The sequence below is a fragment of the Acinetobacter sp. BMW17 genome (genome assembly GCF_001592855.1).
GTDB lineage: Bacteria > Pseudomonadota > Gammaproteobacteria > Pseudomonadales > Moraxellaceae > Acinetobacter > Acinetobacter johnsonii.
Genome location: NZ_LSOD01000013.1, coordinates 24,431 through 46,047 on the forward strand (window position 1 = coordinate 24,431; position 21,617 = coordinate 46,047).

At 42.6% G+C, this 21,617-nt stretch carries 20 protein-coding genes and 2 tRNA genes; 14 read left to right on the forward strand and 8 right to left on the reverse strand.

Annotated elements, in window-relative coordinates; genetic code table 11:
• Positions 1 to 198: 198 nt before the first annotated feature.
• The 3 genes from AXW61_RS02860 to AXW61_RS02875 all read left to right on the forward strand — a co-directional run bounded on the left by AXW61_RS02860 (position 199) and on the right by AXW61_RS02875 (position 3,540).
• Positions 199 to 1,476 carry an aminotransferase class I/II-fold pyridoxal phosphate-dependent enzyme gene (locus AXW61_RS02860; RefSeq protein ID WP_062032192.1) on the forward strand — a complete coding sequence of 426 codons (1,278 nt, stop codon included), beginning with the start codon at positions 199 to 201 and terminating at the stop codon, positions 1,474 to 1,476.
• A 308-nt stretch (positions 1,477 to 1,784) separates the two neighbouring features.
• Positions 1,785 to 2,672: an SDR family NAD(P)-dependent oxidoreductase gene (locus tag AXW61_RS02865; protein ID WP_062032195.1), complete on the forward strand. Its 888-nt coding sequence runs from the start codon at positions 1,785 to 1,787 to the stop codon at positions 2,670 to 2,672.
• Positions 2,673 to 3,222: 550 nt separating this feature from the next.
• Positions 3,223 to 3,540 carry a hypothetical protein gene (locus AXW61_RS02875; protein WP_004691542.1) on the forward strand — a complete coding sequence of 106 codons (318 nt, stop codon included), beginning with the start codon at positions 3,223 to 3,225 and terminating at the stop codon, positions 3,538 to 3,540.
• Positions 3,541 to 3,597: 57 nt separating this feature from the next.
• On the opposite strand, the gene AXW61_RS02880 is transcribed toward AXW61_RS02875, so the two are convergent.
• Positions 3,598 to 5,949, reverse strand: a complete 2,352-nt coding sequence (locus AXW61_RS02880; protein ID WP_062032200.1) for a Tex family protein — start codon at positions 5,947 to 5,949, stop codon at positions 3,598 to 3,600.
• Between the two features lie 336 nt (positions 5,950 to 6,285).
• Between AXW61_RS02880 and ompR the strand changes: the two genes are divergently transcribed.
• From ompR to AXW61_RS02900, 4 genes are all read left to right on the forward strand, one after another.
• Positions 6,286 to 7,050, forward strand: coding sequence for a two-component system response regulator OmpR (gene ompR, locus AXW61_RS02885; RefSeq protein ID WP_004691545.1), 765 nt, complete (start codon positions 6,286 to 6,288; stop codon positions 7,048 to 7,050).
• Between the two features lie 303 nt (positions 7,051 to 7,353).
• On the forward strand, positions 7,354 to 8,814 hold the full coding sequence (locus AXW61_RS02890) for an ATP-binding protein (RefSeq protein ID WP_005401377.1): 1,461 nt from the start codon (positions 7,354 to 7,356) through the stop codon (positions 8,812 to 8,814).
• 206 nt (positions 8,815 to 9,020) lie between these two features.
• Complete coding sequence (locus tag AXW61_RS02895) at positions 9,021 to 10,538, forward strand: acetyl-CoA hydrolase/transferase family protein (RefSeq protein WP_004978127.1); 1,518 nt, start codon at positions 9,021 to 9,023, stop codon at positions 10,536 to 10,538.
• Between the two features lie 129 nt (positions 10,539 to 10,667).
• A complete protein-coding gene (locus AXW61_RS02900; protein WP_004691549.1) occupies positions 10,668 to 11,087 on the forward strand; it encodes a GNAT family acetyltransferase in 420 nt (139 codons plus the stop codon).
• 10 nt (positions 11,088 to 11,097) lie between these two features.
• Here the strand turns inward: AXW61_RS02900 and AXW61_RS02905 are convergent, their stop codons facing one another.
• The 4 genes from AXW61_RS02905 to AXW61_RS02920 form a co-directional block, all read right to left on the reverse strand.
• Entirely contained in the window at positions 11,098 to 11,850 is a 753-nt protein-coding gene (locus AXW61_RS02905) for a class I SAM-dependent methyltransferase (protein ID WP_062032203.1), read from the reverse strand.
• Positions 11,851 to 11,994: 144 nt separating this feature from the next.
• Positions 11,995 to 12,070: transfer RNA gene (locus AXW61_RS02910), tRNA-Phe, on the reverse strand.
• Positions 12,071 to 12,207: 137 nt separating this feature from the next.
• Positions 12,208 to 12,283, reverse strand: a tRNA-Phe gene (locus tag AXW61_RS02915).
• A 186-nt stretch (positions 12,284 to 12,469) separates the two neighbouring features.
• Positions 12,470 to 12,847 (reverse strand): GNAT family N-acetyltransferase, encoded by a 378-nt coding sequence (locus tag AXW61_RS02920; RefSeq protein ID WP_004691552.1) that lies wholly within the window; start codon positions 12,845 to 12,847, stop codon positions 12,470 to 12,472.
• 92 nt (positions 12,848 to 12,939) lie between these two features.
• Here AXW61_RS02920 and hisB point away from each other — a divergent pair, with 92 nt between their 5' ends.
• From hisB to hisA, 5 genes are all read left to right on the forward strand, one after another.
• Positions 12,940 to 13,533 (forward strand): imidazoleglycerol-phosphate dehydratase HisB, encoded by a 594-nt coding sequence (gene hisB, locus AXW61_RS02925; protein WP_004691554.1) that lies wholly within the window; start codon positions 12,940 to 12,942, stop codon positions 13,531 to 13,533.
• A complete protein-coding gene (gene hisH / locus AXW61_RS02930) occupies positions 13,533 to 14,150 on the forward strand; it encodes an imidazole glycerol phosphate synthase subunit HisH (protein ID WP_062032205.1) in 618 nt (205 codons plus the stop codon). The genes hisB and hisH overlap by 1 nt, the downstream gene beginning before the upstream one ends.
• A gap of 290 nt (positions 14,151 to 14,440) precedes the next feature.
• On the forward strand, positions 14,441 to 14,950 hold the full coding sequence (locus AXW61_RS02935; protein ID WP_062032208.1) for a DUF805 domain-containing protein: 510 nt from the start codon (positions 14,441 to 14,443) through the stop codon (positions 14,948 to 14,950).
• A 114-nt stretch (positions 14,951 to 15,064) separates the two neighbouring features.
• Positions 15,065 to 15,733: a 3'-5' exonuclease gene (locus AXW61_RS02940; protein WP_062032211.1), complete on the forward strand. Its 669-nt coding sequence runs from the start codon at positions 15,065 to 15,067 to the stop codon at positions 15,731 to 15,733.
• A 79-nt stretch (positions 15,734 to 15,812) separates the two neighbouring features.
• Positions 15,813 to 16,544: a 1-(5-phosphoribosyl)-5-[(5-phosphoribosylamino)methylideneamino]imidazole-4-carboxamide isomerase gene (gene hisA / locus AXW61_RS02945; protein WP_004691558.1), complete on the forward strand. Its 732-nt coding sequence runs from the start codon at positions 15,813 to 15,815 to the stop codon at positions 16,542 to 16,544.
• A 76-nt stretch (positions 16,545 to 16,620) separates the two neighbouring features.
• Here the strand turns inward: hisA and AXW61_RS02950 are convergent, their stop codons facing one another.
• A complete protein-coding gene (locus AXW61_RS02950; RefSeq protein WP_062032213.1) occupies positions 16,621 to 17,169 on the reverse strand; it encodes an XRE family transcriptional regulator in 549 nt (182 codons plus the stop codon).
• A gap of 90 nt (positions 17,170 to 17,259) precedes the next feature.
• Here AXW61_RS02950 and AXW61_RS02955 point away from each other — a divergent pair, with 90 nt between their 5' ends.
• Complete coding sequence (locus AXW61_RS02955) at positions 17,260 to 18,135, forward strand: DMT family transporter (protein WP_062032216.1); 876 nt, start codon at positions 17,260 to 17,262, stop codon at positions 18,133 to 18,135.
• Positions 18,136 to 18,231: 96 nt separating this feature from the next.
• On the opposite strand, the gene AXW61_RS02960 is transcribed toward AXW61_RS02955, so the two are convergent.
• A complete protein-coding gene (locus tag AXW61_RS02960) occupies positions 18,232 to 19,644 on the reverse strand; it encodes an FAD-dependent oxidoreductase (protein ID WP_062032217.1) in 1,413 nt (470 codons plus the stop codon).
• Between the two features lie 40 nt (positions 19,645 to 19,684).
• The gene (locus AXW61_RS02965; RefSeq protein WP_171254040.1) at positions 19,685 to 21,016 is read right to left on the reverse strand and encodes an APC family permease; all 1,332 of its coding nucleotides are present in this window, start codon (positions 21,014 to 21,016) and stop codon (positions 19,685 to 19,687) included.
• A 99-nt stretch (positions 21,017 to 21,115) separates the two neighbouring features.
• Between AXW61_RS02965 and AXW61_RS02970 the strand changes: the two genes are divergently transcribed.
• Entirely contained in the window at positions 21,116 to 21,475 is a 360-nt protein-coding gene (locus AXW61_RS02970) for a transposase (RefSeq protein ID WP_062032223.1), read from the forward strand.
• Positions 21,476 to 21,617: the final 142 nt, after the last annotated feature.

Consider the following 21,617-nt stretch of genomic DNA (forward strand, 5'->3'; position numbering starts at 1 on the left):
CCGATCTTCAATGCAATGTTACAACTTTCAGCACGGTTGTTTTTTAAACATCACTTTTATCTCACTTTTCTGCAGACAAGAAGCTGCTCGCATCTCATCTTTATGAATTTTTTAGATAAATATTCATTATTTTCACACTTTCACTCATATTCATTAATGCTAGACTGTGCAATATTTAACTCACGTAGATGAAGTCCCATGACCTATAAAGATGAAACTTTGGCTATCCATGCTGGTTATAGCCCCGAAGCCACCACCAAAGCTGTGGCCGTACCGATTTATCAAACCACGTCTTATGCCTTTGATAATACGCAACATGGTGCGGATTTATTTGACCTAAAAGTCCAAGGCAATATTTATACCCGAATTATGAACCCGACCACTGCGGTGCTAGAACAACGTTTAGCCGCACTCGAAGGCGGTATTGGCGCGTTGGCCTTAGCCTCTGGCATGGCAGCCATTACTTACGCCATTCAAACCATTACCGAAGCAGGGGACAACATTGCTTCTGTTTCGACCTTGTACGGTGGCACCTATAACCTGTTTGCCCACACTCTACCGAAACAAGGCATTGAGGTACGTTTCTTTGATTATCAAGACCCTGAAGCCCTACGTGGTTTAATTGATGAAAAAACCAAGTTGGTCTTTGTTGAATCGATTGGCAATCCACTCGGCAATATCATTGATCTAGAAGCGATTGCCAAAATCGCACATGAATATGGTGTACCTGTGGTGGTCGATAATACTGTCGCAACGCCTGCACTGCTGAAACCCTTTGAATATGGGGCAGATATTGTGGTGCATTCCTTGACCAAATATATTGGCGGGCATGGTAACTCGATTGGTGGAGCGATTGTCGACAGTGGCAAATTTCCTTGGGGCAAGTATCCTGAGCGCTTTAAAGTGCTGAATACGCCAGACCCAAGCTATCACGGCGTGAACTATGTCGAAGCTTTAGGCGAAGCAGCTTATATCGCGCGTGCCCGCGTGGTGCCATTACGCAATACCGGCGCTGCGATTAGCCCTTTAAGCGTGTTCTTGATTCTACAAGGCTTAGAAACGCTAAACCTACGTATGGAACGTCATACTAAAAATGCGCAGAAAGTCGCAGAATATTTACAAGCCCATCCCAAAGTGAAATGGGTCAACTATGCCGGCTTGAAAGATCACCCTCAGCATGGCTTAGCGCAAAAATATGTCAAAGGGCAACCTTCGGCAATTTTATCCTTTGGGGTACAAGATGGGCGTGAAGGTGGTACGCACTTTATTGATGCTCTGCAACTCTTCACTCGCTTGGTCAATATTGGTGATGCCAAAAGTCTGGCCTGCCACCCCGCCACCACCACACATCGCCAACTGAATGAAGCAGAATTAAAGTCTGCTGGAGTAAGTCTTGATATGGTGCGTTTATCTGTAGGTATTGAACATATTGATGATTTGATTGCAGATTTAGAGCAGGCCTTGGCTCAAGTCTAAAATACAGAGTGCTAAACTTAAAACCTCAATCACATGATTGAGGTTTTTTATACGCTTGTCTTTTATATTTATAGCCCTTTCACTTTGATTGAATTCATGTTAAAAACAAGTCATTAGAAGAAATAAAATAGAGCTTTTACTCTAATTTTATTTATTATTTCAATAACTTATGCAGTGATATTTTTAAGCAGTTTAGGTATTATACCGTGAAGGAAAGCCGCTACATTTCTCAGAAAATGCAGCCTTAATAATCGAATATAAAAACAGCCATAACCCTCAAATATTTGACTTAGATCAGGAATGATAACGTGAATTCAAGAATGGATAGACTTTTTAAAGAACGCGTAAATGGAAAAACCGTCTTAATTACAGGTGCTTCAAGTGGTATTGGTTTAACCGTTGCACACAAACTGGCTGACGCAGGAGCACACGTCCTTTTAGTTTCGCGCACCAAAGAAACATTAGAAGAAGTTAAAGCAGAAATCGAAGCCAAAGGGGGTTCAGCCTCTGTTTTTCCATGTGACCTAAATGATTTAGACTCGATTGATGAAGTTTCTAAGCAGATTTTAGCTTCAGTCGATCATATTGATATTTTAATTAATAACGCAGGTCGTTCGATCCGCCGTGCTGTACATGAGTCAGCGGAACGCTTCCACGACTTTGAACGCACCATGCAGCTTAACTACTTTGGTGCGGTACGTTTAGTCATGAACATCCTGCCACAAATGATGATTCGTCGTGATGGGCATATTATTAACATTAGCTCGATTGGCGTATTGGCAAATGCCACTCGTTTCTCAGCCTATGTAGCGTCTAAAGCGGCACTAGATGCATTCAGTCGCTGTCTTTCTGCCGAAGTGCATTCACATAAAATTGCGATTACTTCGGTTTATATGCCTTTGGTACGCACCCCGATGATTGCGCCAACAAAAATTTATAAATACGTTCCTACCCTTTCGCCTGAACAGGCAGCAGATCTGGTTGCTTATGCGATTGTGAAGCGTCCGAAGAAAGTCGCAACCAACTTAGGTCGTTTGGCATCGATCACTTATTCAATTGCACCAGATATCAACAATAAGCTGATGTCGATTGGTTATAACTTATTCCCAAGTTCTACTGCGTCAGTAGGTGAACCGCAAAAACTCAACTGGGTACAAAAAGCATATGCACGCTTGTTCCCAGGTGAACATTGGTAAGTTTTCTTACAATTTACCCAACCTTTGATTAAAGGTTGGGTAGCTAAATTTTTCGCAACTCTTTTATAGTTCTTAATATTCGCTTAAGAAAAAAAGTCCACCATAAGAGCAACAATAAAAGGGGGAAAAGAAATGCAGGCACTTTATTTATTCAAGCTTTTTTGCTTCATCTTTGCTGCAATCACTGCTTTTAATCTGTATACAGAACTCACCCTCTCTCATATTTCAATCTGGCAAGTGCTGATTCATGGCGGTTTGCTGATGATCTTACTCGAATTTGGCTTTAAGAGCCAACGCGCATCTCAACAGCCTACCCCACTGACGAGTGAAATATACTCGCTAGAAACAAAAAATAAGCCAACCTCACAATCATCAAGCATGTATTGCAATATTTTTTCAAAAATAGGTTTAGTCTCCATTTTTTCCAGCCTAATTGCACAAAGCCTAATCAGTTAAGACTCATACTTTTTTTGTGGACAAAAGATAAAGACGACGTGACCCTTCTACTTTTTGTGTTATAAACAGCCGTCTTTTTTTATTTTGTGAATTTATGCGCGCTTTTACTTTCGTACTGCAATATGTGTGTATCGCTTTTGCGATTTATCTCTGCTACCGAGTAGGCAGTAGCCTGTATTTACAAGATTATGTGATGATGGATATCGTGGCCAATGTCGGGACGATTCTAATCTGTATCGATCTTGCTGTTTTCCTGTGGCATAGCCGCAGCACCCAAGCCATAAGCCTCAAAGATTATGCGACGAGACTAGAACAACCCGCTCCAACTTTTGTCAAAGTTTGCCGAAAGCTTGGGCACTTTGGCATTATGCTGATTATCACCAGTTGGATCGTGCCCATCATCAACGGATAAAAGCAACCATAAAAAAACCTCCCACTTGGGAGGTTTTTTTTATTCAAATCTTAAAGATTATTTCGAACCTTTAATCCCTGCTTGAAGTAACAATGCACCTAAACCACCAATTTTATTTTCTTGAGGTTTAGCCGTTTGCGGCTTCTTGTTTGTTTGAGCACGCTCGCCTTGCAAACGTGCTTGTTGTGGACGTTTACCTTGTGGTTTACGTTCACTACGCTCTGTATTTTCACGACGTGGTTGACGCGGAGCTTTAGGCGCTTCAGCACCTTCAGGGCGCATCGACAAATTCACACGATTACGCTCAGCATCTACTGTGAGTACACGCACTTGTACAATTTGCCCCGGCTTCACCACTTTATGCGGATCTGCAACGAATTCATTGGCTAATTCTGAAATATGGACTAAACCATCTTGGTGTACACCCACATCCACAAAAGCACCGAAATTCGTCACATTGGTCACGACGCCTTCAAGTTGCATGCCTTCAGTCAATTGCGCAACTTCCGTAATGTCTTCACGGAATTTTGCTGTACGGAATTCTGGACGCGGATCACGACCTGGTTTTTCCAGTTCAGACAGTACATCTTGAATGGTTGGTAAACCAAATTTCTCATCTGCAAATTCTTCAGCATTCACTTGGCGAATAATTTCAGAGTTACCAATGATGTCTTTCACTGTCGTCGCTTTTGCTTCAACAATTTTACCGACCAATGCATAAGACTCTGGGTGAACAGCAGAAGCATCCAGTGGCTCTGAACCATCTTGAATACGTAAGAAACCTGCCGCTTGTTCAAAAGTACGCTCGCCTAAACGTGGCACTTTTTTCAAATCTTGGCGGTTGTCAAAACGGCCATTTTCTTTACGGAAATCAACAATTTGCTGCGCAATCGACTTATTCAAACCTGCGATATAACCCAAGATAGCAGATGATGCAGTATTAACATCCACACCTACCGAGTTCACACAGTCTTCAACGACTGCTTCAAGGGTTTTCGCTAAGCCCGTTTGGTTCACATCATGCTGATACTGACCTACACCAATCGATTTTGGATCGATTTTCACCAGTTCAGCCAATGGGTCTTGTAAACGACGTGCAATCGACACTGCACCACGAATCGATACATCTAGCTCTGGTAACTCCGCAGAAGCCAATTCAGATGCTGAATAAACCGATGCACCCGCTTCTGATACAGAAACACGTGTCAGTTTTAAATCACTGTTTGCAGCCATCATTTCAGCCACAACGCTTTCTGTTTCACGGCTTGCTGTACCATTGCCAATGGCAATCAGGTCAACATTAAACTCGCGGCATAAACGGGCAAGTTCTGCAATTGAACCCGCTTTATCATCTTTGGGTGCAAATGGATAAATCGTGCTATGTGTAAGTACATCACCCGATGCATTCACCACAGCCAATTTCACCCCTGTACGGATTCCAGGGTCTACACCCAACGTTGTACGTGCACCCGCAGGCGCAGACAACAACAAATGACGTAAGTTTTCAGCGAAAACATCCATTGCTTCAGATTCAGCTGCAAGACGTTTTTCGGTGAGCAACGAATGTTCGATGCTTGGACGAACCTTGCCTAACCAGAACAATTTAGCCGTTTGTTTTAAGTAATCTTGACGTGCTTGCGGCTGTGCAGTGTCAAGGCTGTATTCTGTTTCAATACGCGCCAATGGTGCATCATCTTCACCATCAACTTTTAAACCTAAAACGTTTTCTTGACGACCACGTAACATAGCCAATAAACGATGTGACGGGACTTTATTTAAATTTTCAGAAAAGTCGAAGTAATCGCGGAATTTTTTGCCAACTTCTTTTTTCTCATCACTTGCCACTAAACTTTTTAAAGTGGCCGTTTTTGCAAACGTGGCCTTAAGTTCAGTGGTCAGTGCAATATTCTGCGCCCAGTCATCAATTAGAATATGTTGAATCGCATCCAACTGACTGTCTAGATCTGGATAATCTTCATGGCTAAAGCCTGCCAATGCATCAGCTGGATCAACCGCTTCTGCAAAGATTTTCTCTGCAATCGGGCCTAAGCCTGCTTCTTTGGCTTTAAATGATTTACTGGTCCGTTTTGGACGGTACGGTGCGTAAATTTCTTCTAAGGCATTTTTAGTTTCAGCAGCATTTACACGTGCCAATAAATCATCAGACAATTTGTCTTGTTCTTTTAATGATTCGATTACCTTGTCGCGACGTTCAAATAAGTCACGTAAATAAGCCAAACGTGTATCGAGCTGACGTAACTGCGCATCATCTAAGCCTTGCGTGACTTCTTTACGGTAACGCGCAATAAATGGAACGCTAGCACCTTCATCAATCAAATTGATGGCAGCCTCGATTTGATTTGGACGTACGGCAATTTCTTTTGCCAACTGCTGAACTAAGTCAGTCATCGTATGTGATCCCACAAGGATATGTACTAAAAGCCATGATTATAAAGACCAAGACTATAAAATCCACAACTGTTTTTATTAATTTAATGGCTTAAATGTGACATATTTCAGGCAAATTTCATAAATCCATCTCATTTTCAGTGTTAAATCTTATTTTTAGGTATTCTTTGCCATTTTTTTCTATGGGCTAAGATGTATACATTTAGTATCTATGTCTTGATTTTACCTGCAATATTTGTTGCTTTAGAGCATAGTAAAGACATACAAATGAGTCGTATACTCAAGACTATCCCGACTTTTGTTTACGATGACAATAAAGAATAAAGGAGCACTTCAATGAGTTTAGTTGTACCTGCTGAAAAAACAGATGCTGTACATAGCGATGCAGATCGCGTTGAACGCATTTTAGTGGTAGATGACGATGTGCGTTTACGTACGCTACTTCAACGCTTTTTAGAAGATAAAGGCTTTGTGGTGAAAACAGCGCATGACGCAACTCAAATGGATCGTCTCTTACAGCGCGAACTGTTTTCACTGATTGTGCTCGACTTCATGCTCCCTGTTGAAGATGGTTTAAGTATCTGTCGTCGTCTACGCCAATCCAATATTGATACGCCTATTATTATGCTTACCGCTCGTGGCAGTGATTCAGACCGTATTGCAGGTCTAGAAGCGGGTGCAGATGACTATTTACCGAAACCATTTAATCCAAATGAGTTGTTAGCACGTATTCGCGCTGTACTGCGCCGCCAAGTGCGTGAAGTTCCAGGCGCACCAAGCCAACAAATGGAAGTGGTCAGCTTTGGGCCATGGTCACTTGATTTATCAACACGCACTCTAACGCGTGAAGGTCAAGTCGTGACCCTAACTACAGGTGAGTTTGCGGTACTGAAAGCCTTGGTACAACATCCACGTGAGCCTTTAACTCGCGACAAATTGATGAACCTTGCGCGTGGTCGTGAGTGGGGTGCAATGGAACGTTCGATTGATGTTCAAGTATCGCGCCTTCGTCGTCTTGTAGAAGAAAACCCTGCTCGCGCACGTTATATCCAAACGGTTTGGGGTGTGGGTTATGTGTTCGTTCCAGATGGCGCGGAATAATTCAAAACTGAAAAATACGGCTTCGGTCTTTTTAAGCTGAGTAGCAATAATCAGCACGACGGAGTCCTAAAATTAAGCTCAACTTTATCGATTAACCTGCGGTTCGCCTTACTTTTGTTTCGACAAAAGTAAGCAAAACCATTGTCATCTGCAAAACTCGGCATATTTCTGCATTTCAACATCATGCTCGCAGAAACTTTATAACACCCAGACCTCCTGCCTCGAACAATTGCAGATGACTTTTCGCGTATCGCATACCTGTCACCATTGAACTATGTCTCTTACATAGAAACAGGAAATCACGTGAAACTCGAACCCATCGACCCTCAAAAATTTACAGATTACGAAGCGTATTCAGAACGTAAACGCACGCGTTGGGAACGCTTTTTAGATAAAATCAAGCCGCGTTCTGCTGCCATGCGCACCACCGTACTGGTACTCTTCATTGTATTTTTCAGTTTATTTATGTCTTTGTGGTTCTTTTGGCGCACCTTATATCTTCCAGAAATTCAACAACATGCTCGTTATCTTGCTGTTGAAATAGAAATTCTCAACAACCCCGATTTACGGATTTATCATCAAAATACTGAAGTCGATGTCGATGACTGGCTAAGAAGCCGCGTCGGGATTGAATACGTCACCGATCCCAAAGAATATCCCAATGTTAAAGATAAGGTGATTGCCGAATTCTTTACCAACCAAATTGAAGCAAAGCTGGCCAAAGAATTAAAAGTCGAACATGCCACAGTATATTTCCAATTTAAACCTAGCCCGCGCATTTGGATTCAAACGCCTGAAATGAACGGCAACTGGGTACGGGAACCACTGAAAACCTATGCCAACTACAGCCCTGAGTTAATTTTCGGTTGGCTGCTTGGCGTACCCCTTATTGCAGCAGCCATTATTTTAACCTTGGTTCGTCAGCTCAATCGCCCGCTGCGTCGTCTGCAAAATGCTGCCAACAGTTATAGTAAAACAGGCACAGCACCGTATTTAGAGACCAATCACGGCCCCCAAGAAATTCGTGAGGTCAACCAAGCGTTTAATCACATGATTTACACCCTAGATCAGACTGAACGTGACCGCCGGATTATGTTGGCAGGGATTTCACATGACTTACGCACCCCACTGACCCGTATTCGACTCAGTGCAGAAATGATGCCCGATGATGATTTTTTAAAAGAAGGGCTGATTTATGACGTTGAAGATATGGACGCGATCTTAAATCAGTTCATTTCCTATATGCGTGACGGCTCAGATGAGGAAATTCAAGACACCGATTTAAATATGCTGTTACAAGAATTGGTGGTGCAATTCAAACCGCTGGATATTCGTTTTGAACCTGCTGAATTACCGATTATTCAGGCACGTAGTCTATCTCTTAAACGCCTGATTGGTAACTTGATTAATAATTCAAAACGCTACGGTGCTGAGCCGATTGAACTTTCCGCAACAGTGGAAAATGAACATATTTTAATTAGCGTAGCAGACCATGGTGAAGGCATTCCTGACGATCAAATTGAAGAACTTATGCAACCTTTTGTTCGCGGCAATGAAGCCAGAACAGTCCAAGGCAGTGGTTTAGGTCTCGCCATTGTGAAACGCATTGTTGATATTCACCAAGGTCAACTAGCCATTCATAATCGAGAACAAGGCGGTCTTGAAGCGATTATTTCGCTGCCTCTTCATCACAATCAAGATGCTGAAATTTCCAGCAACAACCCACTCGAAAAATTAAAGCAAACCTTGGTTGAGCATTTTTAAACTTTGTACAATAGTTGATCAAACGATTTTGTTTAACTATTCAACAATTTAATTTTACCAAATATATTTCAACCACTTACAAATCATCAGAATCCCTTATACCCACATTTTTTCAAAAAATTAGACCTTAGCCTAACAGGTATGCACAATGTCGTTCTTGATCGGTACAATCGGTGCCAGATCCAGAATATTAACGAGAGTAAACCATGTCTTTAGATCGTATCCGTTTAGCTTCACTTCACGATAAAGTCATCAGTGCAGAAGAAGCGTCTGCTTTTATTGAAGATGGCATGACTGTAGGTATGAGTGGCTTCACTCGTGCTGGCGAAGCGAAAGCTGTACCTTTGGCATTGGTTAAACGTGCACACACAAATCCTTTAAAAATCACATTAATTACTGGTGCTTCTTTAGGTAATGACCTAGACAAGCAATTGACTGAAGCGGGTGTATTGGCACGTCGTTTACCGTTCCAAGTGGACAACACTTTACGTAAAGCCATCAACAATGGCGAAGTGATGTTCATTGACCAACACTTGTCTGAAACAGTTGAGCAAATGCGTAACCTTCAGTTGAAAAAACCAGATGTAGCAATCATTGAAGCGGTTGCAATTACTGAAGATGGCGGCATCATTCCAACAACGTCGGTAGGTAACTCTGCAAGCTTCGCAATTTTCGCAGAAAAAGTGATTGTTGAAATCAACACCAACTTAAGCCCTGCATTTGAAGGCTTACACGATATTTACATCCCAACTTACCGTCCAACACGTCAACCGATTCCATTGACTCAAGTGGATGAGCGTATTGGTACGCACGCGATCAATATCGATCCTGCAAAAATCGTCGGTATCGTCATCAACAATGACTTGCACGACTCTCCATCAACGGTAACGGCTCCAGATGATGAAACTCAAGGCATTGCAGACCACTTAATCGCATTCTTTGAAAAAGAAGTAGCTGAAGAGCGTCTACCGAAAAACTTAGGCCCATTACAAGCAGGGATTGGCTCAATTGCCAATGCTGTACTCACAGGCCTTAAAGATTCGAACTTCGAAGACCTCGTGATGTACTCAGAAGTGTTGCAAGACTGTACTTTCGAATTGATCGATGCAGGTAAAATGAAGTTTGCTTCAGGTTCATCAATTACCCTTTCTGCAAAATACGGCGAGAAAGTATTTAATAACCTTGAAGCGTACAAAGATAAATTGGTTTTACGTCCGCAAGAAATTTCGAACCACCCTGAATTGGTTCGTCGTTTAGGTATTATCGGCATCAATACTGCGCTTGAATTTGATATTTACGGTAACGTAAACTCAACTCACGTTTGCGGTACGAAAATGATGAATGGTATCGGTGGTTCAGGTGACTTCGCACGTAATGCACACTTGGCGATCTTCGTAACCAAATCAATTGCGAAAGGTGGCGACATCTCTTCAATCGTACCGTTTGCATCGCACATCGACCATGCTGAACACGATGTTGACATTCTTGTGACTGAACAAGGTTTGGCTGACCTGCGTGGTTTAGCACCGCGTGAACGTGCTCGTGCGATTATCGACAACTGTGCACACCCACTGTATCGTGATGCATTAAACGACTACTTCGATCGTTCATGTGCAAAAGGTGGTCATACACCTCACCTTCTACGTGAAGCGTTGTCTTGGCATTCTAACTTTGAAGAAACAGGCCACATGCTTCCTGTTCAAGCAGAAGCAAAATCTGCTTAATTTAAAGTTTAAAAAAAGCGCCCTCTTGGGCGTTTTTTTTATGTCTGATGAAAAGTGCAATAAAACACTTATCAAAATAAAAAAACTCAATTAATCTAAAGGCATCCGAAAAATAAAAATGCCAAGCTCATGTTCATTATTCGCCCCTATCTCGAAACAGATTTAGAAGACGTCATTGCACTTTGGGAGGTGTGCGACCTTACTCGCCCTTGGAATAACCCTGAAATTGATATTTTTAGAAAAACTGCGCAAAAAGATGGTTTATTTTTACTGGCTGTTAAAGATGAACAACTCATCGCCACATTGATGGGTGGTTATGATGGCCATCGCGGCTGGATTAATTATTTGGCAGTACATCCACACTTTCAACGCAATGGGGTCGCAACCGCACTCATACAGCAGCTCGAGAAGCGCCTGATTGCGTTAGGTTGCCCTAAACTACAACTGCTTGTACGTAAAGAAAACATCGACGTGCAAAGCTTCTATGAGCAACTGGGCTATGAGGAAATCGAAGTCGTGTGCTTTGGTAAACGTCTGATTGCCGATTAAGCTTAGACACTCAATGCGCCGATACAGGTAGACGGCCCAATCTTAAAAAAATTGGAAATTTAAGCGCAAAGACTTGGTTCGCATAATCATCAACGGCAAAGAATGCTTTGAACTCATATAAGGGGTCATCTGAATTTTTCGCTCGATAATGTTTCAGTGCAGACCATGTATTTAAATAATCCAACAATTGAGCAGCAGACCATTGAAACGACATCGACAATTCAGGCGTCGCTATTTCCTCAAAGGGAAAAGGAATGGTTTGATAGGCCTCGTCGATATAACGACGTTCGGCATCCCAATAGCCTTTCAAAGTCTTAAAATAAAGTCGCTCAATACAACCCTGTAACTCAGGTTGCTGCAGCTGAATTAAACCATAGCCAATGACCGCCAAAATGCCTTCAGGTCGTAAAGTCCGCCGCACTTCTGCATAAAAGCTATCAAAGTTAAACCAATGAATGGCTTGAGCCACCGTGATTAAATCAAAACTCTGCTCGGCAAAACTGGTGTGCTCTGCAGACTGAACTTGATAACTAACATTTTCAAAATAAGGTGCATGTTGTAACTGATGCACACTGATATCTGTCGCCACCACGGCATCAAAATGCGGCGCCAACAATTGAGTTAATTGCCCCGATCCTGCACCACAATCCCATGCAAATTGAGGAGTCGCCACATGCTTGAGTATTTCTTGAATCAAACTCGCTGGATAACTAGGACGTGCGAGTTGATAAAGCTGACTTCCCGATGAAAAGCGGTCTTTCATAAGCCATTCTCAGTCTTATTTTTGACTCAAAATTAGCACATTTTCGATTAACTAAAGCATGTTGTTGTCCAACACCTTATACAATCCTACTTTTCATGGGACAAAAAAAAAAGCCCCAAACATTGTTTGAGGCTTTTTTGAATATGGTGGCGAGACCCAGGATCGAACTGGGGACACACGGATTTTCAATCCGTTGCTCTACCTACTGAGCTATCACGCCGATGCCGTGTATTAAGCCGTATCTCGGATGAATAGTCAATAAAAATCATCACTTTTTTTATTTGATCGAATAAATTTCAGGCAAAAAAAATCCCTGATGGGATCAGGGATTGAAATCTTTGAATAAGATTTTGAATATGGTGGCGAGACCCAGGATCGAACTGGGGACACACGGATTTTCAATCCGTTGCTCTACCTACTGAGCTATCACGCCGATGTCGCGTATTAAACAGTTTAAGCGAAGCAGCGTCAAGTCCGTTTTCAAAAAAATCATTTGAGTGTTTACTTTTACAGCAAACCCAGCACCCTTCGTACATTTTTTGAGTCATTCTTTGTACTTAGAGCGCGTCACCATCACTATTCATGAAAAAAAGCAGCCCAAAGACTGCTTTAAAAAAGCTTAAATTTTACCAATGTGCTCTAAGCAACGGTGAATTGCACCACAGCCCGGCTCAAACACTTTCACACCTTTGGCTTCTTCCATACGACAAACTTCTTCAACCAGCCGCTCCGCAACCCCTCTTCCACGGTTTGCAGGATGTACTACGATGTATTCTAAGGTTTTATTTTCACCCTGCCCACTACACCAAATGGCACCAATGACTTTAGTATTAAATTCTGCAGTGTAAAGTAAGGTATACTGAGCTAGATTTTGCTCAAGTTGTTCTACGGCATCATGCCCATCGCCAAATTCAGGACTGGTGTCGTACAGTCGCTCTAGCTGGCTGCGCAACTCTTCTTTTTCCAGTGAAGTATAAGCGTGTACGGTAATAGGCATTGATAAACCCTCCTGAGCAATCTAATATGCGGTGACTTCGTTACGGCGAAACATTTTACATCAATTATTTGACGTCTTTGAGGAACGTGTCTATGACAGAACGTATCAGTGAAGTGGTAAGAAATACCAACGAAACCAAAATTCGAGTTCGTGTAAACCTCGATGGTACGGGTCAAGGCACGCTCAACACAGGTATTCCCTTTTTAGATCATATGATTGATCAAATCAAGCGACATGGCTTATTTGATATTGATATTGAATGTGATGGCGACTTGGAAATTGATGATCACCACACGGTTGAAGACTGTGGTATCACGCTTGGACAGGCTTTTGCTAAAGCTTTAGGTGACAAAAAAGGTTTACGTCGTTACGGTCATTTTTATGCACCGTTAGATGAATCTTTAAGCCGTGCTGTAGTGGACTTATCGGGTCGTCCGGGTTTGTTTATGGATATTCCATTTACCCGCGCCATGATTGGTCGTTTTGATGTGGATCTATTCTCTGAGTTTTTCCAAGGCTTTGTGAACCATGCGCTCATGACGGTACACATTGATAACCTCAAAGGTAAAAATAGCCACCACCAAATTGAAAGTGTGTTCAAAGCGTTTGCGCGTGCACTTCGTATGGCCTGTGAAATTGACCCACGTGCAACCAACACCATTGCTTCAACCAAAGGTAGTTTGTAATGACCCGTATTGCCCTTCTTGACTATGGTATGGGTAACCTACACTCAGCAGCAAAAGCGCTTGAGCATGTTGGTGCAACGGTCGATGTGACCAATGATCCCAAGTTAGTGGCTCAAGCTGATAAAATTGTATTCCCCGGCGTAGGTGCTATGCGTGACTGTATGCAAGGCATGCATGAAGCAGGGATTGATGAAGTCGTTCGCCATGCGGCATTTAATAAGCCTGTATTAGCGATTTGTGTCGGTATGCAAGCGCTGATGCAATGCTCTGAAGAAAATGGAGGAGTGGATGCTCTCGGTATTTTTGAAGGAAGCGTGAAACGCTTTCCTGATGTAGACGGCTTGAAAGTACCCCATATGGGTTGGAACCAAGTTCATCAGGCTGATCCGAGTCATCCAATGTGGAAAGACATTGAGCAAGATGCACGTTTCTACTTCGTGCACAGCTTCTATGTTGAACCGAAGAACTCTGGCATTGTGGCTGCAACTTGTGACTATGGTTTAGAGTTCTGTACCGCGATTCACCAAGAAAATTTGTTTGCGACCCAGTTCCACCCTGAAAAAAGTCATACCGCAGGTTTACAACTGCTGAAAAACTTTGTGGAATGGAAAATCTAACTCACGCCTAGATGTGTTCGATTTTAAAAAGCTCAACTTCGGTTGGGCTTTTGTTTATCCAAAATTGATGCATCTAGGCTCAAAATCAATCAGAAACAGCTTAAGTAAATGAGGCGTGTAACCTCACTCCTGTACCCTTCAATGTATAAAATCTTTGCTTTACAGCAGACTACTGTACTCAAGATGGCTGAGATGCCTTTTCATTGTCACCAAATTTGATTATGATTTGCCTGCTTTTTAGACATTTTTATTTATAAAAAACTTAATTTACAACGATAAGGTAAGTCACTATGACTCAATATGTACAAGAATCTGCGCTGAATGCCGCAGGTCGTTTCGGACGTTTTTCATATCTCGCATGGAACTGTCTACTTGCCATTGTAGCTGCGATTATCATTGGTATTTTTGCCGTGATTTTTCCAACAACTTTCATCAATATGGAAACAGGCAACTTTGGTGGCGGCATGATTTTTCTTGCTGTGACTTATATTGCAATCTTCTATTTCACCTTCGTATTTACCATTCGTCGCCTACATGACCGCAACCATACGGGCTGGTTATCACTGTTGATGTTGGTGCCTCTTGCCAACGTGATCCTAATGCTATACCTGATTTTCGCACCGGGTGATGATCGCAGCAACAGCTATGGCTCACCACGCCCAACCGCAGGTTGGGAAGCTGTTTTAGCGTGGATTTATATCCTACTTTTTGTCGTTGGTATTTTAGCGGCAATTGCTCTGCCTTCTTATCAAAGCTATATACAGCGTGCAAATCAATCACAAATCGAAATACAACAATAATAAAAAAACTTCAACCATCATCGATTGAACTTAAAACCTGCTTCTCGCAGGTTTTATTTTGCCTTTAAAATCAAAAACCACTAGTCTGAAATAAAAGCATGCCTTAGATATAACATGAATAATTCCCTACCCAGTCTCCCTATCCCCAACAAAGAACAAATTCGAATTTTGCCTCGTTTTCAAAATTTGCCAAAACAAGCAATTCATGTCATTCAAAACTTAGAGCAGTGTGAAGCAATCCGTGCTGAACTGGAACAGATTTCTATCTTCGGTTTTGACAGCGAGTCCAAACCGACCTTTCAAGTAGGAGAAGTTTCCACGGGCCCGCATTTAATTCAACTGGCCAGCGTCGAGCATGCTTATTTGTTTCAAATGAATCCACCCATTTGGAACTTCCTTGCGCCATTTTTGGCGGATCCAGACCAGCTCAAAGTGGGCTTTGGTTTAAAAAATGATGCCCATCTGTTCCACAAAAAAGGTTTTGAGCTCAAGGGCGTGGTTGAGCTGTCAAAGTGCTTTGCAAGCTTTGGTTTGACTAACCCTGTTGGCATTAAAAATGCCATCGCCCTGCTGTTTCAACTCAACTTCCCCAAAAGCAAAAAAGTCAGTACTTCAAATTGGGCGAGGAAAATACTCACGCCTGAACAAGTTGACTATGCCGCTGCCGATGCCTATGCCGCGCTGTTGGTTTTTGAAGAATTGCGGCGTTTAGAGCGACTCCCAAAAGATATTTCCAAAGAATTAGAAAAAACAACAAAACCTTGTCGTCATGAAAAGCTGTAACAGATGCTTAGAAAATTGCCAATACTTTGCTAAGATGACGGACATTGATTTTATTTAAGATTTGGCTAGGAGCGAAAGCATGCTGATCATCCCTGCAATTGACCTGAAAGATGGCAAATGTGTTCGTTTAAAACAAGGTCGTATGGAAGACGATACGGTTTTTTCTGATGATCCTGTTGCAACTGCACAGCACTGGGTAAATGAAGGCGCGCGTCGCTTACATTTGGTCGATTTAAATGGTGCTTTCGCTGGTACGCCAATTCATAAACCTGTGGTTGAAGCCATTGCTCGCGCACAACCTGAACTGCCAATTCAAATTGGCGGCGGTATTCGCTCACTAGAAACCATTGAACACTACTTAGAAGCGGGTGTGTCTTTTGTCATTATTGGCACAAAAGCTGTTCAAGACCCTGAGTTTGTTGAAGAAGCATGTAAGAAATTTGCAGGTCATATCATTGTCGGTATCGATGCCATGAATGGCATGGTGGCCACCGATGGTTGGGCCAATGTGACGGATGTGAAAGCAACAGATTTGGCCAAACGTTTTGCCGATGCAGGCGTATCGAGCATTGTCTATACCGACATTGCACGTGACGGGATGATGCAAGGTGTGAACGTTGAGCAAACTGTTCAACTGGCACAATATTCTGGCCTACCTGTGATTGCATCAGGTGGTGTGACCAACCTTGATGACGTGCGTAACCTCAAAGGCCAACCGGGTATTTTGGGTGCAATTACCGGCCGTGCAATTTACGAAGGCAGTTTAAACCTACGTGAAGCACAATTGCTGTTAGATGAACAATCGCTCTAATTGTAAAATTTAAAAAAGAGGTCTTTTGACCTCTTTTTTATGCGCTAAATATCAGTTTTTAAGATATGCATCTTATTTAATAAATCGCATTACGAATAAACTTTAACGGTACAGTTCCACGGTTGATATATTGGTATTCGATGGCACTCGAAAACACAATCGACTCACCTACACCCAAGACTTTCATCTCACCCGCCAAATCCAAAGTTAGCTCACCCTCCATCACATAGAGCATCTCACGCCAACCGACTGGGTCGGGTTCTGCACTATAGTGCTCATTTGGGGCAAGCACCCATGTCCACAATTCAACTTTTTGTGTTGCTGCCGCCGAGGCCATTAATTTTGCTTCACTGTGTGCTTGTGTACCCTGCCAAGCCAGAACGTTGACGACCGCTTGACCTTGCTGTTCAGGCGCAGCAATAATCTGTACAAAATCGACCTCAAGCACATCGGCAATCAAGCTGAGTTTCGCCAAACTAATATTGTCCTGTCCTGATTCAACCCCAGCCACCATGCGACGGCTTAAACCAGCCAAATCCGCCAATTGTTGCTGGCTCAGGCCTTTTAAGCTTCGATAATGACGCACATTTTGACTGACGTGTTGTAGTACCGCAGGAGACTTCATAGAGATAAATCAAAAAACATTGAGCAATATATTGCACACAAAAACAAAGCATGACAAGCTATGTGCAATATATTGCACACTAGTTATTTTATGTTGAATACTCAGCTCGGCTCTAAAGCGCCTGTCATTGCGCTGATTCTAATTACCTTTATTTGGGGCGGTACCTTCTTGGCCGTGAAATATGCCTTAAATTTCAGCTCACCCATGTTCTTTGTGGGTTGTCGTTTCGCCTGCGCCGCGACAATTATTGGCTTATTTTCCTATCAACATTTAAAACACATCACCCGACAGGACCTGTGGGCAGGTGCACTCATTGGCTGTATGGTCACTATTGGCTATGGCACACAAACGGTCGGGCTACAAACAGTCAGTAGCAGTGAATCAGCCTTTTTAACTGCATTGTATGTGCCGCTAGTTCCAGTACTACTCTGGCTGATCTTTCGTAAAGTGCCCCATTTTATGATTTGGATTGGTGCGCTCTGTGCGTTTATGGGCTTAGTCTTACTCACAGGCAATAGCCTGAATTCAATTTCACTGAATTTTGGCCAGACCTTAACCCTACTCGGTGCAATCGCTATAGCGATGGAAATTATCCTGATTGGCTATTTTGCTCCAACAGTCGATATTGGTCGAGTGACGGTGATTCAACTGGCAGTTGCCTCTGTGCTCGCCTTTGCAGCCATGCCATTGGCAGGTGAACACCACATTCCAGACTTTTCATGGCCTTTACTGAGTATCGCACTCGGCTTGGGTCTTGCCAGTGCCGTGATTCAATATGTAATGAATTGGGCACAGCGCTCAGTCAATCCATCTCAAGCGGCAATTATTTATGCAGGAGAGCCTGTATGGGCGGCACTGTTTGGGCGTCTTGCAGGAGAACGCTTAGCACCACTGGCTTTGTTGGGCGGACTTTTGGTGGTGTTTGGCATTATGATCAGTGAATGGAAACCAAAACTATTGAAATAGAAAAAGAACGTCGAACAACTTTAGCCTATCTCCTAAACGAAAAAACTGCTGAATCGAGTGATCAATGGCCACCAATTCAGCAGTATGGTCAGGTGGTTAGAATGACACCATCTTGCCCGGATTAATCATTGCTCCGAGTCCATACATGCTTTTGGCTATTGGAATGACCAACGGCGCCAGTGCACGACCAAAAGGAATGTTTTGATGTTGAATACGGGTCAACATATTAAAGTCATCACTTTGACCGCAGAAATCATCCGCAATGGCTTTACCAATACGCACTGTTTGCGCAACACCATGTCCACTCCACCCCTGAACAGCATAGATTGGGTATTGGCTACCAAATTTGCGACTATCCGCGGCACCATTAACGGTTAAATCTGTCATTCCACTCCACACAAAATCAAGCTGGACTTGCTCTAACTGAGGAAATACGTGTTGAATACGCCCTAGCAAATAGTCATGCGTTTGTTCAGGACTCCAACACGAACCCGTGCCTTCACCGCCAAATAACAATCGGTTTTTTGAGACCCCGCGGTAGTAGTCAATTTGAAACTGGGTGTCGTATACAGGCAGATCCGTCGGCAATAGCTCTTTCAAATCCAGTGCTAAAGGGGCAGTGGTACACACATAAGTATAAAAAGGAATGGTGGTTTGATTACGTTCTTCTAATAGTTTAAATGAGGCATGGTGTACGCCCATCACCACACTTTTACGTGCTTTAATTACCCCTTGCTCTGTGGTCACATAAATACCATCGGCACGTTCTTGGATTGACTGCACTTCCGTCTGTTCATAAATCGTGCCGCCGTTTTGACAAAAGCCATAAGCCAAACCACGCGTCAGGGCTAAAGGATGAATATGCCCCCCAAGTTGATCCAACTGACCGCCAAAATAGTTGTCGGATTGCACATGCTCATGTAATTCATCTTGGGTCAGCATTGAGGTATTTTTTTCATCTAAATACTGACGTGCTTTCATCCCTTCACGCAGTGCATCTAAATGTCCAGGGTGTACCGCAGCCGTCAAGTGTCCATGTTTACGTTGCACATCTAAGTCATATTTTTCAGTGATGCTATCAATCAAAGCCATCGCTTCCGTTGAGGTAAAGTGCCATAACTTTTTAGCCTCTTCAAAGCTGAAATGCTCAATCATGGTTTCGGCTTCCCAACGTGCCAATCCCGGGGTGAGTTGCCCACCATTGCGCCCTGAGGCGGCACTGCCCACTCGGTTTTTTTCAACCAAGACCGTATCGACACCCTGCTCCGATAAATGCAGTGCAGCCGATGCTCCCAGTAAGCCACCGCCTATCACGACCACGTCACATTCGATATCTGCATTTAAAGGCTCAAACTCATGCCATACATGCATTGAACTTTCATAGTAATTGGCTGGATGACTAAACGCAGCACACTGCAGGTTCAACCAATTCCACTCTTTACCACTTTGCGTTGCAGAACTGGCTTTGTATTCAACGTCGTCTAAAAATGTCGGTTTATCCATATTCATTTCATTCACACTCAATATCTATCTCATTTTCATGCAGGGTTTAATATGCATTTCCAATCACAATGTTTTGTCTTTTCAATTTCTTATAAATAAATAGACCAATGCCTATCGCCAGCCAAGAGCAACCAAAAATTAGCGCATTTCGTTCTAAATTGACCCAAAGGCAAAGCATCACCAATACAGATAACAAGGGAAGAATCAAATTGAGGCATTTGTTTTTAATGCCTTGGGTTTGTTTTTCCAACAGATAGAACTTCACAAAAACCGAGAAATTCACCGCTGTAAAGGCAATCAAGGCACCGAAGCTAATCATGCTGACCACCGTCGCAAGATCTAGAAAAATGGCCGATAGCGAAATCAAGCCAATACTTAACACGGCATAAAGTGGCGTACCTAATTTTGCATGGAGCTGCCCAAAGGTAGCTTTAGGAAAAATGCCATCTTTCGCCATAATATGAATCAGACGTGAAGCGCTAGCATGGGTGGCTAAACCCGAAGCGAAGGTATTCATGATTTGGGCACATAAAAATACGGCTTGGAAAAGTGCTCCCCCCACATAGAGGACAATTTCAGGTAAGGCTTCGTCAGGGTTGTTAAAACGCACATTGCTTGGAAAATACAGCTGGATAAACCATGAGGCACTAATAAAAATTCCGCCCCCGAGCAACGTGGTAAGCAGCACGGCACGGGGAATATTCTTTTGGGGATCTTTGGTTTCATGGGACATGGTCGTGACCGCATCAAAACCCAAAAATGAAAAACATAAAATCGATGCACCCGCAATCAAAGGCAAAACAGAACTGTCCCCATTAAACAGCGGGGCTAAAGTCAGTACATGATCATAGCCTTGTTCAGAACCCACGCCTTGAATGACTAGATAGATAAATAAAACCATCAACAGCAAGGGCAAAAGCACAAACACCAAACTCAAGTTCGCCAAAATATTGACTCGAAAGCAGTTGATCAAGGTGACTAAAACTGTAAATAAAATCACCCAGACCCAATAAGGTACACTCGGGATCACAGCTTCTAAGTAAATACTTGCCAGTAAGGCATTCACCAAGGGCAACAAAATATAATCTAGCAGTGAACACCAGCCGACAAAAAAGCCTGCTTTGGCTCCACACGACTGTGCCGTGTAGTTATAGGCAGAACCTGAGTCACCACTAATTCGGCTAAAACGTGCATAACTAAATGCGGTCAGTAACATTGCAACCAACGCCAAAATATAAGCCAATGGCACACGCCCATCGGTGATCCCAGACACAATCCCAAAGGTATCAAACACTACCATCGGGGTCATATAGGCCACACCAATAATGACCACTTGCCATAGTGACATTTTCTTTAAAGAAAAATCTGCATTTTTCACCGAAATCACCATCTTTCATTTTTTAACCTAGTGATTTTGGTTTTTGCAACAACTATGCCATATAATAAAAGCTTCGCTATTTTAAAAATATTGAATTAAATGCCAAAGTACGATTTAGAAACTCGAAAAGCAGCGATTCAACGCTATAAACTCACTGATTATAAGGTTGCAGTTTGCAAGGAATTTAACATCTCTCGTGTGACCTTAGACGCATGGATTAAGCTCGAAGAAGAAACAGGTGGCTTGTCTCCAAAAGTAGCCAACAGCCGTGGAGCACCCAGCCATATTAAGGATTGGAATGAATTTCAAGCCTTTGTTAAAAATACAAAATTTCAGAATATTAGCGATTTAGTTCCACTTTTTGAACAACACTTTGGCTATTCTGTTTCTTATGCAGTTTTGGTTCGCGCCATCCATGTTTTGGGGCTAAAACGTCGTCGCGGAAGATTCTACGCTTAGTCAAAAAAAGGACTATTCTTTATAATAACCACCATACATATATTTATATAAATAACTGTACATTAATGTAAGGTTAATTTATTAAAAATGTAAATTATAATTATTAAAAAAGTAATCACTTATCAATAAAAATGTAAGTTAT

Bases quoted from the DNA above. Each gene is read 5' to 3' on its own strand.
- AXW61_RS02920 (WP_004691552.1), bottom strand. From the start codon at position 12,847: ATGCCTATTACCGTACACGCTTATACTTCACTGGAAAAAGAAGAGTTG.
- AXW61_RS02860 (WP_062032192.1), top strand. From the start codon at position 199: ATGACCTATAAAGATGAAACTTTGGCTATCCATGCTGGTTATAGCCCC.
- AXW61_RS02880 (WP_062032200.1), bottom strand. From the start codon at position 5,949: ATGACTGACTTAGTTCAGCAGTTGGCAAAAGAAATTGCCGTACGTCCA.
- AXW61_RS02875 (WP_004691542.1), top strand. From the start codon at position 3,223: ATGCGCGCTTTTACTTTCGTACTGCAATATGTGTGTATCGCTTTTGCG.
- AXW61_RS02940 (WP_062032211.1), top strand. From the start codon at position 15,065: ATGAATAATTCCCTACCCAGTCTCCCTATCCCCAACAAAGAACAAATT.
- AXW61_RS02935 (WP_062032208.1), top strand. From the start codon at position 14,441: ATGACTCAATATGTACAAGAATCTGCGCTGAATGCCGCAGGTCGTTTC.
- AXW61_RS02950 (WP_062032213.1), bottom strand. From the start codon at position 17,169: ATGAAGTCTCCTGCGGTACTACAACACGTCAGTCAAAATGTGCGTCAT.
- AXW61_RS02960 (WP_062032217.1), bottom strand. From the start codon at position 19,644: ATGAATATGGATAAACCGACATTTTTAGACGACGTTGAATACAAAGCC.
- AXW61_RS02970 (WP_062032223.1), top strand. From the start codon at position 21,116: ATGCCAAAGTACGATTTAGAAACTCGAAAAGCAGCGATTCAACGCTAT.
- hisA (WP_004691558.1), top strand. From the start codon at position 15,813: ATGCTGATCATCCCTGCAATTGACCTGAAAGATGGCAAATGTGTTCGT.
- ompR (WP_004691545.1), top strand. From the start codon at position 6,286: ATGAGTTTAGTTGTACCTGCTGAAAAAACAGATGCTGTACATAGCGAT.
- AXW61_RS02955 (WP_062032216.1), top strand. From the start codon at position 17,260: ATGTTGAATACTCAGCTCGGCTCTAAAGCGCCTGTCATTGCGCTGATT.
- AXW61_RS02900 (WP_004691549.1), top strand. From the start codon at position 10,668: ATGTTCATTATTCGCCCCTATCTCGAAACAGATTTAGAAGACGTCATT.
- AXW61_RS02895 (WP_004978127.1), top strand. From the start codon at position 9,021: ATGTCTTTAGATCGTATCCGTTTAGCTTCACTTCACGATAAAGTCATC.
- hisH (WP_062032205.1), top strand. From the start codon at position 13,533: ATGACCCGTATTGCCCTTCTTGACTATGGTATGGGTAACCTACACTCA.
- AXW61_RS02905 (WP_062032203.1), bottom strand. From the start codon at position 11,850: ATGAAAGACCGCTTTTCATCGGGAAGTCAGCTTTATCAACTCGCACGT.
- hisB (WP_004691554.1), top strand. From the start codon at position 12,940: ATGACAGAACGTATCAGTGAAGTGGTAAGAAATACCAACGAAACCAAA.